Raw genomic sequence first — 14863 nt, forward strand, 5'->3', positions numbered from 1 at the left:
CTTCAGACGGCAACCACGGGGTGGCGCAGTTCGCCGATGCCTTCCACCTTGGCCACGACCACGTCGCCCGGCCACAGCCATTCCTGCGGAGTGCGGCCAGCGCCTACGCCGTCCGGCGTGCCAGTGGCAATGATGTCGCCCGGCTCCAGCGTCATGCCCTTGCTGATGTCAGCGATCAGCGCGTTGACGTTGAACAGCATGTGGCGCGTGTTGGAGCTTTGCTTGGTCACGCCGTTGACGGTCAGCGACAGGTCCAGCGCGTGCGGATCGGCGATCTCGTCAGCGGTGACGATGACCGGACCGAACGGGGCGTACGTGTCCTGGCCCTTCGAGTAGATCCACTGGCCCGCGCGGCGGCAGTCGCGCGCCGAGATGTCGATCATCACGCTGTAGCCGAACACGTAGTTGAGCGCCTCAGCTTCCTTCACGCCCTTGCCGCGCGTGCCGATGATCACAGCCAGCTCGACTTCCCAGTCCATCTGCTCGGTGATTTCCTTGTTGTGCTCGATGGCATCGCCCGGGCCGATCACGGTGGTCGGCGGCTTCGAGAAGATCACCGGCTCCTTGGGCAGCTCCTTCGAGGTGTCGAGGCTGCGGCTCGATTCGGCCACGTGCTCGACGTAGTTCAGGCCGATGCCCCAGATGTTCTTGCGCGGGCGCGGGATCGGCGCGAGCAGCTTGACGTTGGATGCAGGCACGGCCACGCCGAACGGGAAGCGGCCCTTGTACTCGTTGAGCAGCGCACTGGTCGACTTGACGGCGGCCGGACCGAGGTCGATGAACGACAGCATGTCGGACGGGATGCTCGCGCCGACGGCTTCGCCGAAACGGGCCAGGTCGACGACATAGCCGTCCACGATGGCGCCCAGGCGGGCGGCGGCGGCAACTTCAGTGCGGAAGGTAACGAGACGCATGGTTTTACTACTCCGATAGAGGCCGCGGTTAGCGGCTGCATAAACTTGGATGTGGGATCTGTTGTCTTTCTCCCCTCTCCCGCTTGCGGGAGAGGGGTCGGGGGAGAGGGCAGGAGGTGCCTCATGCGACGACGCAACAAGATGCGCCCACCCTCTCCCCCAGCCCCTCTCCCATAAATGGGAGAGGGGAGCAAACATTGGGCACTCAGCCAGTCACCGCTTGATGGCCGTCGTTCTCCGCGAGCGCTTCCTCGCGGTACAGGCCGAGCGAGTGCATCACCGGCAGGTCGTTGAAGCAGAACAGCACGGCGTCGTCGCTGGCCGATGCGTTTGCGTGTTCGTGGAACGCCCACGATGGCACGCAGAAGATGTCGCGCTCGGTCCAGTCGAAGCGCTGGCCGTTGATGACCGAATGGCCGCTGCCCTTGGCCACCTGGTAGATAAAGCTGCCGGTGTGGTGGTGCGCTTTGGTCGCCTCGCCGGGGCGCAGCAGCTGCATGCTCGCGCCGATGGTCGGCATGACCGGGCCGCCGGTGACCGGGTTGACGTAGTGCATCAGCACGCCGTCGAACGGGCTGCCGTCGGTGACCTTGCTGTAGCGTACAAGCGCCTCGTAGGTCGGCGCCCATTCGTACTTGTACAGCGGCGAGTACGGCTTGCTCCACGTGCCGCCGTGTGGCTTCAGGCCCTTGCCGCCCCAGATGGCCGGCATGTCGTCGACGGGATGCGTGACGGCCTGCTGCAGGTTCGGGTGCACCGCGTAGAAGCCGGCTTCCATCGCGTTGACGAGCGGAATGTCGAGGCCGTCCTGCCAGATGCAGGTCGTGCCATCGGCCGACACGCCGTGCTCGTGCCACGTACCGTTCGGCGTCAGCACGAAGTCATTGGCACCGAGCGTCATCTTGTGGCCGTCGACGATCGTGTACGCGCCGCTGCCTTCCATGATGAAGCGCAGCGCCGACGACGAATGCGCGTGCGCCGATGCGGCCTCGCCCGGATGCATCACCTGCAGGCCCGAGTAGAGCCAGCCCACCGCGGCCGACACGTCCTGGCGCCCCGGGTTGTTCAGGTAGATCACGCGGCGCCCGGCCTTCTCCGGCGTCACCAGATCCACCGAGCGCAGCACATGGTCGCGCAGGTCGCGGTAGCGCCACAGCACCGGCACCGATTCGGACTTCGGCTGCCACGGCTCGATCTTGTTGGCCACGGTCCACAGCGCGCCGGTCTTCAGCGTGTCGAGTTGCTTGTAGTAGGCGACCAGCTCCGGGGTGTCCTCCACATCGGCGCGGCCGGCAACGCTTTCGCGGTAGGTGTCGTAGTTCTCAGCCATCTTGTCTCCTTCTCTCAGGCGGCGGCGCGCTTGATGCTGCGCTCGAGTTGGTCCTTGGCGAACAGATACTGCCGGGGCCATTCCACGCGGCGGAAGCCCAGTTGCGCGGTTTCGCGCAGCACCCAGGCCGGGTCGGCCAGGTGCGGGCGCGACAGCGCGCACAGGTCGGCACGGCCTGAGGCGATGATCCCGTTGACCTGATCGGCCTCGGTGATCGCGCCGACGGCGATGGTCGGCACGCCGGCTTCGTTGCGCACGCGGTCGGCGAACGGGGTCTGGAACATGCGGCCGTAGACGGGCTTCTGGTCGGGCGTGACTTCGCCGGACGAGCAATCGATCATGTCGGCGCCGGCTTCCTTGAAGAGGCGAGCCATGTCCACGGCGTCGTCCGCGCTGTTGCCGCCCTCGACCCAGTCGGTCGCCGAAATGCGCACCGAGATCGGCTTGTCCTGCGGCCATGCGGCACGCACCGCGCGCAGCACTTCCAGCGGGAAGGCCATGCGGTTCTCGAGCGAGCCGCCGTATTCGTCGGTGCGCTGGTTCGTCACGGGCGAAATGAAGTTCGACAGCAGGTAGCCATGGCCGGCCTGCAGTTCGAGCCAGTCGAAGCCGGCCGCCGCGGCGCGGCGCGTGGCGGCGACGAAGTCATCGCGCACGCGGTCCATGTCTTCACGCGTCATCGCGCGCGGCGTCTGCGACACGCCCGGCAGATACGGAAGCGCCGATGCGGAAATCAGCGGCCAGTTGCCGTCCGCCAGCGGGTGGTCCATCTTCTCCCAGCCGACTTGCGTGGAGCCGCGACGGCCCGCATGGCCGATCTGCACGCCGATGCGCGCGCTGCTGTGCTCGTGAACAAAGGTCACGATGCCGGCGAAGGCCGCAGCCTGCGCGTCGTGCCAGAGGCCGGGGCAGCCCGGAGTGATGCGGCCATCGGGCGACACGGAGGTCATCTCGACCATCACCAGTCCAGCGCCGCCGAGCGCCCGGCTGCCCAGGTGAACCATGTGGAAGTTGCCCGGCACGCCGTCCTTGCACGAGTACATGGCCGTCGGCGATACCACTACGCGGTTCTTCAGTTCCACGCCGCGCACGGTGTACGGCGTGAGCATCGGCGGCACAGCAGCAGGCTTGGTGCCCGCGCGCTCGGCCAGCCACGACTCATAACCTTCGAGCCATTCCTTGTCGCGCACGCGCAGGTTCTCGTGCGAGATGCGCTGCGAACGCGTCAGGAGCGAGTAGGCAAACTGCTCGGGTTCCAGGTCTTCATAACGCTTGACGTTCTCGAACCATTCGGTCGAGTTGCGCGCTGCGTTCTGGATCTTGAGCACTTCGACCGAGCGCACGGCCTCGTAGTGCTTGAGTGCCTCTTCCAGCGAACCGTCAACGCCCTTGATCGTGCGTGCGAGTTCGATCGCGTCTTCGAGCGCAAGCTTGGTACCCGAGCCGATCGAGAAGTGCGCGGTATGCGCGGCATCGCCCATCAGCACCACGGGCACGCGCTTGCCGTCGATCTCGTTCCAGTGCACCCAGCGCTCGCAGATCACGCGCGGGAACTGGATCCAGATGGCCGAGCCGCGCAGGTGGCCGGCGTTGCTGATCAGCGGGTTGCCGTCCAGGTACGGGGCGAACAGCTTCTCGCAGTAGGCGATGCCCTCTTCCTGGCTCATCTGGTCGATGCCGGCGGCCTTCCACGTCTCTTCAGGCGTCTCGACGATGAAGGTCGAGGTGCCGTCTTCGAAGCGATACGCGTGCGCCTGGAACCAGCCGTGCTCGGTCGGCACGAAGATGAAGTTGAACGCATCGAAGACCTTCTTGGTGCCGAGCCAGACGAAGCGGCATTTGCGCGTGTCAATGTCGGGGCGGAAGGTGTCGGCATAGCGCTTGCGCACCACACTGTTCAGGCCGTCGGAAGCGATCACCAGGTCCGCACCGTACTTGCGAGCGACTTCCTGGTCGTCTTCGATGAAGGACTCAAACACGAGCTGCACGCCAACCGCTTCGCAACGCGCCTGCAGGATGTTAAGCAGCTTCTTGCGGCCGATGCCGATAAAGCCATGGCCGCCGCTGCGCACCGCGCGCTCCTTGAAGTGGACCTCTACATCGTCCCAGCGGTTGAAGGCGTCGCCGATGGTTTCAGCCGACACGGGGTCGGCTTCACGCAGGTTTCCCATGGTGGCGTCGGAGAACACCACGCCCCAGCCGAAGGTATCGTACGGGCGGTTGCGTTCCACCACCACGACGTCGTTGGCGGGATCCTGCAGCTTCATCAGCAGGCCGAAATACAGGCCGGCGGGACCACCGCCGATACATACGATCTTCATTGCAGCTTCCAGTCAAATGCTTGGGTCGGGATGTCTTGCCAGGCGCGGCGCGTTCCACCCCACGTTGGGTGAGTCGCGCCCTCAGGCCGCAGCCGCCATGCGCGCTTCGATCGCCGCATGCAGGTCATCGGGCACGGCGATGGACAGGTGCGTGTCGAGCGAGGTGATGACGATGGTCTGCGTGACCGCCATCCTCAGGTCCCCATCCTTGCCGGTGCAGCGCCAGGCGAGGGTGATCGACTTGGTGCCCAGACGCATCACATCGAGCGACAGCGTGACGTCATCGCCCATGCGGCTGATCGCGCGAAAATCCGCTTCCAGACGGACCGTCGGCATGCCGGTGCGGCGCTGCACGATCAGGCCCTCGAATCCTTCGGGCAGCATGTCGTCGATCCATGCTTCCATCAGGTTGTTGAACATCACGAAGTACTGCGGGTAGAACACGATGCCGGCGGGGTCGCACTCCGAGAAGCGGATGCGGTGCTGGCGTTCAAAGACGGTCTTGCTCATGACGGGAAATCCAACGGTCGGTTCAGGCGAGCGCGTGTTGCGCCAGCAGTGCGCGCAGCTTGTTGCCGTGCTCGTCGGCGAGCGCGGCTTCGCGCAGTTCGCGCAGCGTGGCTGGCGCCAGATGCGCGCCAGCGCGCACCACGGCGCTCATCAGCGTCTGGTAGTTGGTCAGGCCGCGCACATGCGTGTCGCTGTAGCCCTTGACCAGCCGCTGGCACTGCACCACTTCCAGCGCGAGCGCCGGGTTGATGCGCGCGGCATCGAGCACCTGGCGCAGCCAGCCTTCGATGCGCTCGGTTTCGAGCGCGTAGCGCAGCGTGCTACGGCGGATGGCGCGCAGGCGCGCAACGGTCCACAGCATCAGGTAGCCGCGCAGCGAACTCGTGGTGACCACGCGACCCGCCTTGGTGAAGCGGCGCACGAAGTGATGGACGAAATGCGGCTTGGCAAGCCATCGGCCTAGCCCTGTGGGCAGCGTCTCGCAGATTTCTTCAAGGCGCGGGTGCATGAACTCGTTGATAGCCAGCAACTGGTTGTCGGCTGCGCGTACTTCGCCACGCACGCGTTCGAAGCGCGTGCCGCGGATCTTGAGATCGGCTACGCGGATGGTGTCTTCGTACGACATCCACAGCGCCAGGTGGCGTGCGGTCTCGCGCAGCAGCATGGTGTCCGCCTGCGGCAGAGCACGGCGCACGGCAGCCAGTCGGTCCAGGTACAGGCCGGCGTAGGCCACGTCCTGGTAGTCGATCATGCGGCGCACGCCTTCGATCACGATCTGTTCGATCTCGGCAGGCTGCTCCGCGCGGACGCGGCCGAGAACCTTAGCGACTGCTGCATCCTTAGGCTGCACAAGCGGCGCGCCCTTCGGCGAATCGGCCGGCACATCGCCCGATTCGGTCTTTGTGAACGCAGCGCCGAATGCGCGCAGGCTCGGCTTGACGCCGACGCCGCCGCGTTCGATCGTGGCTTCGAACTGCGCGCGGCTGAACGGCAGCACGCCGGTCCCGGCGAGCGCGCCGAACAGCACTGCGCTGATTACGCTGCCGTTGGCTTCGGCTTCCTGCGCCATGTCGAAGCGCACGTAGCGCTTGGACGCCTTGGTTGCATGAGCGATCAGTTCTTTGCTGTCGACGCGGCCGTCGCCCATCGCCGATTTCTCGGCGATCGAGTACACGCGGTGCGTCGACGACACCAGCGTGGTGCGGTCCGGCGTGACGAGCCCGCGCTGCACGGCACGGCCGGCTTCCATCAATTCGGAAGCGAGCACCACATCGACATCGCCCGGCGTCGGCATCAGTGCGAGCACCGGCGTGCGGCCGGCACGCTCGGCGATTTCGCGCGGGAACAGCTCGACGTAGTAGATCGTGGCGCCGGTGCGCTGGGCCACGCCCGGCACCGAGGTGGTCTGGGCGATATAGCCGTTGTGCTCGCCGAGGTCGACGATCCAGTCGGCCAGCACGCCGCCGCCTTCACCGCCCATGGCGAGGATGGCGACCTTAATGGGTTTTGCGTTGATCATGTTCGGGCCTTCCAGGTTCAGAGTGCGTAGCGTGCGCGGCGGACAGCGTCGCGCTGTTGCAGGAAGCCGATAACGGCGTCGCGCAGGCGCTGGCGCAGCTTGTCCCAGCGGGTCGGGTTGCTGACGATCTGCGCGCGGTAGAACGACGGGCAAAGCACGGCGGCGTGCGAGACCTCGCCGCACAGGCCACAGCCCACGCAACTGTCGAGCACGGACGCGACCGGGTCGGTACGCAGCGCGTCGGGGTTCGGCTTGATGGAGAGCGACGGGCAGCCAGACAGTCGGATGCACGAGTGGTCGCCGGTGCAGGTATCCGAATCCACGCCAAAGCGCTCGCGCACTACGCGCTTGCCATCGGCGATAGCCTTGCGGACCTTCGGCTTTTCGCGGCGCTGCTTGTTCAGCATGCATTCGCTCTGCGCGATCAGCACCTTGGGTCCCTTGGTGCCGGTGGTCAGCGCTTCCTTGAGCGTCGCCTTCATCGACTTGAGGTCGTAAGTGCGGCGAACCGTGCGAACCCACTTGACGCCTACGCCACGCACCGCGTCCTCGATCGCGTGGCCGGTGCTGCGCGTGTCGTTTTGCGCGGTGGACGACAGGATGTCCTGCCCGCCGGTGGCCGACGTGTAGCTGTTGTCGACAACGATGGTCAGGTTGTCGCTCTTGTTGAACACGGCGTTGGCGATGCCGCTGGTCAGGCCGTTGTGCCAGAAGCCGCCATCGCCCATCACGGAAATCGCACGCTTGCCGGCCGGCGCGTTGAGCGCGGCTGCGCTGGCGCTGCCGAGGCCGTAGCCCATGGTCGTGTTGCCAAGGTTGAACGGCGGCAGGATCGAGAACAAATGGCAGCCGATGTCGGCGCTCACGTGGTGTTCGCCGATCTCGCGTTCGACCAGCTTCATCGCGGTGAAGATGGGGCGCTCCGGGCAGCCCGTGCAGAAGCCCGGCGGACGCGCATGCACGCTTTCATCGACGAGCGCCATCGGCTCCAGCACTTCGGCGGCTACCGGGTCCGGCATCGCCTGCACGAGCGGGATCACCTTGCGAACGGGCGCGGGCTGCGGCAGCGGTTCGATCTTTTCGTACTGCTCCAGGAATGCGCGCAGGCCCTTGATCACCGTAGCGGTGTTGTATTCACCGGCCAGCGGCAGCACGTCCTTGCCGTGCAGCGCGGCGGTAGTGCCTGCCATGCGCAGGATGTTGGCCGCGTTCTGCTCGATGAAGTTGGGCTGCCCTTCTTCAAGCACCAGCACGGCGCGCTTGTCCGCGCAGAAGCGTTCCCATTCGCTGTCGATGAGCGGGTACGCCACGTTCATCACGTAGAGCGGAATCTTCGATTCGCCGAACACGTCGGCCAGGCCGAGTTGTTCGAGTGCGCGGATCAGTGTGTTGTAGCTGCCGCCTTGAACAGCAATGCCGATGTCGGCGAAGTTGTCCTCACCGCCATCGAAGAACTCGTTGAGCTTGCGCGCTTCGATGAACTTCACGGCAGCAGGCCAGCGCTGCTTGATCTTCTCGTGCTCGTGCAGGAAGCTCGCCGGCGGCAGCACGATGCGGCTGACATCGCGCGTGGGGTTTTCGAGCGCGTCCTGGATCGAGAATTTGGAACGGCGGTTATCGGATGCGACGAACTGGCCATGCACATGGCATGAACGCACGCGCAACTGCAACATCACGGGCGTGTTGGAAGCCTCGGACAAGTCGAAGCCATCCTTCACGGCCTGCACGATGCAAGGCAGGTTCGGGCGCGGGTCGAGCAGCCACATCTGCGACTTCATCGCGAACGCGTGGCTGCGCTCCTGCATGATCGACGAGCCCTCGCCGTAGTCTTCGCCGACGATGATCAGCGAGCCACCGGTCACGCCGCCCGAGGCCAGGTTGGCCAGTGCGTCGGACGCGACGTTGGTGCCAACGGTGGCCTTGAAGGTCACCGCGCCGCGCAGCGGGTAGTTCACCGACGCCGCCAGCGATGCAGCGGCCGTGGCTTCGCTCGCGCTGTTTTCGAAGCGGATGCCGTTCTCGGCCAGGATGTCCTGCGCGTCGGCGAGCACGTCCATCAGGTGCGAGATGGGCGAGCCCTGGTAGCCGGCCACATAGGCCACGCCGGACTCCAGCAGTGCCTTGGTCACCGCCAGGATGCCCTCGCCGCTGAACACTTCGCCAGCGCCGAGGCGCAGCTTCTTCACTTCTTCGACAAATGACCGCTCTGCCATGGCCCTTCCTTTTGGGTCTTTCGGGGAACCGCCCGGCGCACCGCGCCGCGTCTGGCTTCCTATAGTTTAGATTTCAATATATCCAAAATCATAGATTAGGACGGACTGGGACGACAAGGATTTCGTATGGGGACTCGCGTTTACCCTAGGAAACGTGTCATCAGGCCGCGTCTGCCACGAGCGCGAGCACGCGCAACGGGCTGCCGGAGCCGTTCTGGATCTTCAGCGGCGCGGCGACGATGACCGCGCCGGTCGGCGGCAGCTGGTCCAGGTTCTTCAGGCACTGCAGACCGTACTTGTTCGCGCCGTGCATCAGCGTGTGGCACGGGTACGGCACCGGCCATGCGTACGACTGGCCTGCATCGGTGTTGATCGTCTCGACGCCAAAGCCGTGGACGTTGCGTTCGTGGATCAGCCACTCGACCGCTTCCTGCGTCGGGCCCGGCGTGTGGGCGCCGTCTTCGCGCAGGCCGAGGAATTCCTGCGGATCGGTCTTCTTGCTCCAGTCGGTGCGCAGCAGGACCCAGGCGCTGGCGGGGATTGGGCCGTGCTTCGCTTCCCAGGCTTGCAGGTAAGGCACGGTCAGGGTCCAGTCGGGGTCTTCGGCTACCGGGCCGCTGGCGTCGATCACGACCGCCGGGGCGATGAAGTTCTTGGCGTCGATCGTGTCGACCGAGTTCTGCGCGTGGTCCTTGCCGCTGATCCAGTGCACAGGCGCATCGAAGTGCGTGCCGGTGTGTTCGCCACAGGAGAAGTTGTTCCAGTACCAGCCGGGGCCTTTCTCGTCGTACTGGCTGATGCGTTCCATCTTGAACGCCCAGACCTGGCCGAATTCGGGTGGCAGGACCAGGGCCGGGAAGTCGGGGCTCAAGGTTTGCGTCAGGTCTACGACCTTGACTTGGCCGCTGGCGAGATCGCCAGCCAACTGCATGAGGCTTTGGCTCATGGGGATGTCTTCCTTGTCTTTTGTGTGGGGCGGGGGGAAGGCGTGGCCCTTTACTTCGTTGGGGCGCTGGCCCTCTTCCCCGGCCCCTCTCCCGCAAGCGGGAGAGGGGAGGAACATTGGGGATGTGGTGAGCTCGCTGCGATTAGCAGGCGCGGGTTTCGGCGAGGCGGGTGTAGCGGCCTTGCCAGTACAGCAGGGGCGCAGGCGCTTCCTGCGCGACGCGGATCTCGCGGACACGGCCGATGATCAGGTAGTGGCCGTGGCGCTCCAGCAGTTCATCGACTTCGCAGTCCATCGTCACCACTGCATCGGCTAGTACCGGGGCGCCGTCGGCCAGCAACTGCGTCCACGCGTCGCTGCCGTAACGTTCTATCCCGGCTTCGCCACCGAACCCGGTGAAGCGCTGCGCGATCGCCTGCTGCTCTTCGCGCAGCAGGTTCACGCCAAAGCGACGGGTACGCTGCAGCAGCGCCGCCGACGAACTCGTCGCCTTCATCGACGCCACCACCATCGGCGGCGTCGCCGAGAACGATGAGACCGACGTTGCGGTGAAGCCGCTGCGTTCGGACTCGTTCAGCTGATCGGCCACCGTCACCACGCTCACCGCGCCGGCGAAGCCGCGCATCGCCTGCTTGAACGATTGCTGCAGCACTTCCAGCGCCGCCGGCATCTTGTCAGTTCCCATTCTTCGAGCCACCGGGCTTGCGCAGCCCGCGTGCCTCCAGGATCGGCAGCACCGTGTCGCGGAAGTACGGGAATTCCTTCACGTAGTCCACGAACGACAGTGTCGTGCCCTTGAAGCCGGCTTCGGCCAGTGCGCAGATGCCATCGGCCACTTGTTCCGGCGTGCCCACCAGCGGGAAGCCGCCGTGGCCCGCTGCCATGCGGTCGCGGATCAGTGCCAGTAGGTCGTGCGGGAACGACTGGGCATTGGCAAACTGCAGCGCCACCAGGTTGTCCACCGCGGCCCAGTCGGCGTTGTCCTGGGCGAAGTGGCGCAGGTAGTCGCGCGCCTCTTGCTCCGTCGGGCGGCACACCACGTGCGAGAACGTCAGCACGTTCACCGGCTTGTTCGCTTCCTTCGCCTTCTGCTTCAGTTCCGCCACCTCGACCTTCGAGCGTTCCAGATCAATCGCCGGCGTGAACAGGAAGTTCGCGTTGTTGATCGCGAACTCGCGGCCCTCGCCCGAACCCGCTGCGTTGAGGATCGGCGGGCGCTCGCCGTTCCACGGCTTGGGCAGACCATAGATGCCCTTGAGCTTGAAGTTCGCGCCGTCGTAGTTGAACGCACCGTCGCGCTCCCAGATCTGCTTGATCACGTCGAACCATTCGCCCGCAAACGCGTAGCGCTGGTCGTGGCTCACTGCCAGGTCCTGGCCCATCGCCTCGTACTCGGGGCGGTTCCAGCCCGCCACGATGTTCAACCCCGCACGGCCCTGCCCGATCTGGTCCAGCGTCGCGATCTGCTTCGCGACCACCGCCGGGTGGTTGCACGCCGTGTGGATCGTCGCGAACACCGTCAGATTCTTGGTCTGTGCCAGCAGCGCCGCTGCCCACGTGATCGTCTCGAGCACCGAGCCGTGGAAGTCCGTCTCGCCGCCGTAGCCGATCCAGCGCGCGATCGGCAGCATGAAATCGATCCCCGCCTCGTCCAGCATCTGTGCCAGCTTCGCGTTGTTCTCCCACGAGTTGTCCCAGCGCTCGCCGATCTTCGTCACCGACATCCCGCCCGAGCAGTTCGTCGCAAACGTCCCCAGGACAAAGTCCTTCGTGTTCAGAATTTTTCTCATGCGTGTCTCCGGCAAAGTAAAATTTGTAAATCGCACGCCGCTTATGGAAAATAATGCGGCGGCCTACATCGCTTGAAATTCAATACGCCATATTCCGGCGCTTACCTGACAATGACCAAACCCGAGCAGGAATCCGAAAAATCCGAACGTGCCGCGCAGCAGCACCGCTGGCATCTGGCCACGGACGATTTCGGCGTCGAGATCACCGATCTCGAATATGCCGTGATGCGGGTTTATCAATCCTTCTTGCGCTGGCAATCCGAATGCCTGGCGGCCGTGACCGGCATTAACCTGAGCGGGCAGGAAAATACGCTGCTGCACATTATCCGCATGCACGATCGGCCGAAGACCATTCGCGACCTGGCGCAAATGACCAATCGCCAGGACATCCCGAATATCCAGTATGATCTGCGCAAGCTGCTCAAGGCAGGCCTGATCGACAAATACGGTACTGCCCGCACCGGGATTTATTACGTGACCACCGAACAGGGTGTCCGCGTGTGCGAGGACTTCGCAAAACTGCGCAGCGAGATATTGCTGGAATCAGCCCGACCGGAATTTGATTCCAAACCGGATGCCGGCAATATCACAAGCCGCCTGGAACAGCTGGAAAAGGTCTACGAATCCGCTACGCGCGAAATCACCACATTTCATCGACGCCGCTGACGGAAGATAACTTGTATGGACATGGGGCTGACTCCTGGCTCGTGCGCTGTCTCACGCACATCAAATAAATAATTACATTGAATTTTTATTTGATTGAATCGTAGCGCATGCGGGCGACGATCGCCAAGGCTTTTGGGGTAGGGGAAAACACCAAGCCCCGCAGGGTCAGAGCGGCGCTTGTCCGCCAAAGAGACGTTTACTGCGCCAGTTCGACCGCGTCCGCTCGGGCGGAGGCACGCGTCTGGCTGGGATACGGGTATGCCGGCGCGGCCTGCCTTGGGTAACATCACAGCTTTTCTACATTGCCTGCCGCAATGTGGACCGCAGACCTCCGCAGGCGCACGTTGCCGGCGCATCGGCGCCGACACCATGGCTGAGTTGAGATACAATGAAAACGATTTTCATTTACGTACCCTGGCGCGATCTTGCTGTCCGTGCGGCTGCAGGCACGCCTTCGGACTGGAAGCATGATGCGCTTGTCTGAACTTCCACGGCGCACGCCCGCCGTTGTGCAATCGGTGGACGATGCCGCGCCGAATGACCCCGTTGCGCGCCGCCTGCGCGAACTGGGCTTCGTTCCTGGCGAGGCGGTGCAGGTGATCGCCTTCGGCCCCTTCGGCATGGATCCGCTCGTGGCCCAGGTGGGCTTCACGCGCTTTGCCCTGCGCCGCTCGGAGGCCGCGCGCATCGGCGTCGAAGTCGTCAGCGCCACCGTGACCAGCATCGCGCCGGCCAGTGAATCCGCCGGCCAGCCTGATACCAGGGCGGCGCAACGCACCGCCTGAGTTCTCCCCCGAATATGTCTGCAGCTCCTTCTTCCACCGCCTTGCGCATTGCGCTGGTGGGCAACCCCAACTGCGGCAAGACCGCGCTGTTCAACCGCCTGACCGGTAGCCGCCAGAAGGTGGCGAACTATGCCGGCGTGACGGTGGAGCGCAAGGAAGGCTTCTTCGTCTCGCCGGCCGGCCGGCAGATCCGCATCCTCGACCTCCCGGGCGCATACAGCCTGCACGCGGCGAGCCTCGACGAAGCCATCACGCGCGACATCTGCATGGGCAAGCGCCCCGGCGAGGCGAAGCCCGACCTGCTGGTCTCCGTGGTGGATGCCACCAACCTGCGCCTGCACCTGCGCTTCGTGCTGGAGTTGCGCCGCCTGGGGCTGCCCATGGTGGTGGTGCTCAATATGAGCGATGCGGCCGCCAAGCGCGGCATCCATATCGACCGCGACAAGCTCGCGGCGGCGCTCGGCGTGCCGGTCGTGCAGACCGTGGCGATCAAGCACGAAGGCGCGGCGGCCTTGCTCAGCGTGCTCGACGGCGCCCTGCCGCCCGCTCCGCCGGCACTGCCGCCGGCCGATGACCTGGAAGTGCATGCGGAGGTCAACCGGCTGCTGCAGGCAGCAGTGATGATGCCCGCGCGCACGGCGGCGCTCGATGACCGGCTCGACAGCATCGTGCTGCATCCGGTGCTGGGCCTGCTGCTGCTGGCCGTGCTGCTGTTCCTGATGTTCCAGGCCGTGTTTTCATGGGCCGCGCCGCTGATGGACGGTATCGAGGCAGGCGTGCACTGGTTCGGCGAGATCGTCGGCACGCATATGCCCGACGGCATGCTGAAGAGCCTGCTTGTCGATGGCCTGATCGCGGGCCTGGGCAGCGTGGTGGTGTTCCTGCCGCAGATCCTGATCCTGTTCCTGTTCATCCTGACGCTCGAAGAATCCGGCTACCTGCCGCGCGCGGCGTTCCTGCTGGATCGGCTGATGATGGGCGCCGGGCTTTCCGGGCGCTCGTTCATTCCGCTGCTGTCGAGCTTCGCATGCGCGATTCCGGGCATCATGGCCACGCGTACCATCCAGGATCCGCGCGACCGGCTCACCACTATCCTGGTGGCGCCGCTGATGACCTGCTCCGCGCGGCTGCCGGTCTACGCGCTGCTGATCGGCGCATTCATCCCGCAACGCACGGTGATGGGCCTGTTCAACCTGCAGGGGCTGGTGCTGTTCGCGCTGTATGTGGCGGGCATCGTCAGCGCGCTCGCGGTGGCCTACGCGCTCAAGTACTTCCGCCGCGACCGCACCGACCATCCGCTGCTGATGGAGCTGCCGTCGTACCGTATCCCGAACCCGCGCGACGTGGCGCTGGGGCTGTGGGAGCGTGCCCGGATCTTCCTGGCGCGGGTGGGCAAGGTGATCCTGGCACTGACCGTACTGCTGTGGTTCCTGGCCACCTTCCCGGCCCCGCCGGAAGGCGCCACGGGGCCGGCCATCGACTACAGCTTCGCCGGCATGATCGGCAAGGCGCTGGAGCATGTGTTCGCGCCGGTGGGCTTCAACTGGCAGATCTGCATTGCGCTGGTGCCGGGCCTGGCCGCGCGTGAAGTGGCCGTGGGCGCGCTGGCGACGGTCTATGCGCTGTCGGGCAGCGACGACGTGGTGGCCGCGCAGTTGGCCCCGATGATCGCGCAGCAGTGGTCGCTGGCCACGGCGCTGTCGCTGCTGGCCTGGTACGTGTTCGCGCCGCAGTGCATTTCCACGCTGGCGGTGATCCGTCGCGAAACCAACTCGTGGAAGGTGATGGCCGCTTCGGCAGCCTATCTGGCGGGCCTGGGCTACCTGGCCGCGTTCATCACCTACCGTGTCGCCCTGATGTTCAGCTGAC

The 14863-nt window shown here is 65.1% G+C and carries 12 protein-coding genes; 3 read left to right on the top strand and 9 right to left on the bottom strand.

The features are described 5' to 3' along the window. Positions 1-2: 2 nt before the first annotated feature. The 9 genes from KHO41_RS10275 to KHO41_RS10315 all read right to left on the bottom strand — a co-directional run bounded on the left by KHO41_RS10275 (position 3) and on the right by KHO41_RS10315 (position 11543). Positions 3-914, bottom strand: a complete 912-nt coding sequence (locus KHO41_RS10275; protein WP_211953178.1) for a fumarylacetoacetate hydrolase family protein — start codon at positions 912-914, stop codon at positions 3-5. Positions 915-1119: 205 nt separating this feature from the next. Then, complete coding sequence (locus KHO41_RS10280) at positions 1120-2244, bottom strand: cupin domain-containing protein (protein ID WP_211953179.1); 1125 nt, start codon at positions 2242-2244, stop codon at positions 1120-1122. A gap of 14 nt (positions 2245-2258) precedes the next feature. Continuing rightward, positions 2259-4565: a bifunctional salicylyl-CoA 5-hydroxylase/oxidoreductase gene (locus KHO41_RS10285; RefSeq protein WP_211953180.1), complete on the bottom strand. Its 2307-nt coding sequence runs from the start codon at positions 4563-4565 to the stop codon at positions 2259-2261. An 81-nt stretch (positions 4566-4646) separates the two neighbouring features. Continuing rightward, the gene (locus KHO41_RS10290; RefSeq protein ID WP_211953181.1) at positions 4647-5075 is read right to left on the bottom strand and encodes an acyl-CoA thioesterase; all 429 of its coding nucleotides are present in this window, start codon (positions 5073-5075) and stop codon (positions 4647-4649) included. A gap of 22 nt (positions 5076-5097) precedes the next feature. After that, complete coding sequence (locus KHO41_RS10295; RefSeq protein WP_211953182.1) at positions 5098-6594, bottom strand: indolepyruvate oxidoreductase subunit beta family protein; 1497 nt, start codon at positions 6592-6594, stop codon at positions 5098-5100. A 17-nt stretch (positions 6595-6611) separates the two neighbouring features. Further along, positions 6612-8807 (bottom strand): thiamine pyrophosphate-dependent enzyme, encoded by a 2196-nt coding sequence (locus KHO41_RS10300; protein WP_211953183.1) that lies wholly within the window; start codon positions 8805-8807, stop codon positions 6612-6614. 160 nt (positions 8808-8967) lie between these two features. Continuing rightward, positions 8968-9753, bottom strand: a complete 786-nt coding sequence (locus KHO41_RS10305) for a cyclase family protein (RefSeq protein ID WP_211953184.1) — start codon at positions 9751-9753, stop codon at positions 8968-8970. A 142-nt stretch (positions 9754-9895) separates the two neighbouring features. Further along, entirely contained in the window at positions 9896-10438 is a 543-nt protein-coding gene (locus KHO41_RS10310; protein ID WP_244873779.1) for a flavin reductase family protein, read from the bottom strand. Then, positions 10428-11543: an LLM class flavin-dependent oxidoreductase gene (locus KHO41_RS10315; protein WP_211953185.1), complete on the bottom strand. Its 1116-nt coding sequence runs from the start codon at positions 11541-11543 to the stop codon at positions 10428-10430. The genes KHO41_RS10310 and KHO41_RS10315 overlap by 11 nt, the downstream gene beginning before the upstream one ends. Before the next feature lie 72 nt (positions 11544-11615). On the opposite strand from KHO41_RS10315, the gene KHO41_RS10320 reads away from it, so the two are divergent. From KHO41_RS10320 to feoB, 3 genes are all read left to right on the top strand, one after another. Further along, entirely contained in the window at positions 11616-12209 is a 594-nt protein-coding gene (locus KHO41_RS10320; RefSeq protein ID WP_244873780.1) for a winged helix DNA-binding protein, read from the top strand. A 470-nt stretch (positions 12210-12679) separates the two neighbouring features. After that, positions 12680-12994 carry a FeoA family protein gene (locus KHO41_RS10325; RefSeq protein ID WP_041680328.1) on the top strand — a complete coding sequence of 105 codons (315 nt, stop codon included), beginning with the start codon at positions 12680-12682 and terminating at the stop codon, positions 12992-12994. Positions 12995-13008: 14 nt separating this feature from the next. Next, entirely contained in the window at positions 13009-14862 is a 1854-nt protein-coding gene (feoB, locus tag KHO41_RS10330) for a ferrous iron transport protein B (RefSeq protein ID WP_211953186.1), read from the top strand. Position 14863 lies beyond the last annotated feature (1 nt).

This window comes from Cupriavidus numazuensis (assembly GCF_905397435.1).
GTDB lineage: Bacteria > Pseudomonadota > Gammaproteobacteria > Burkholderiales > Burkholderiaceae > Cupriavidus > Cupriavidus numazuensis.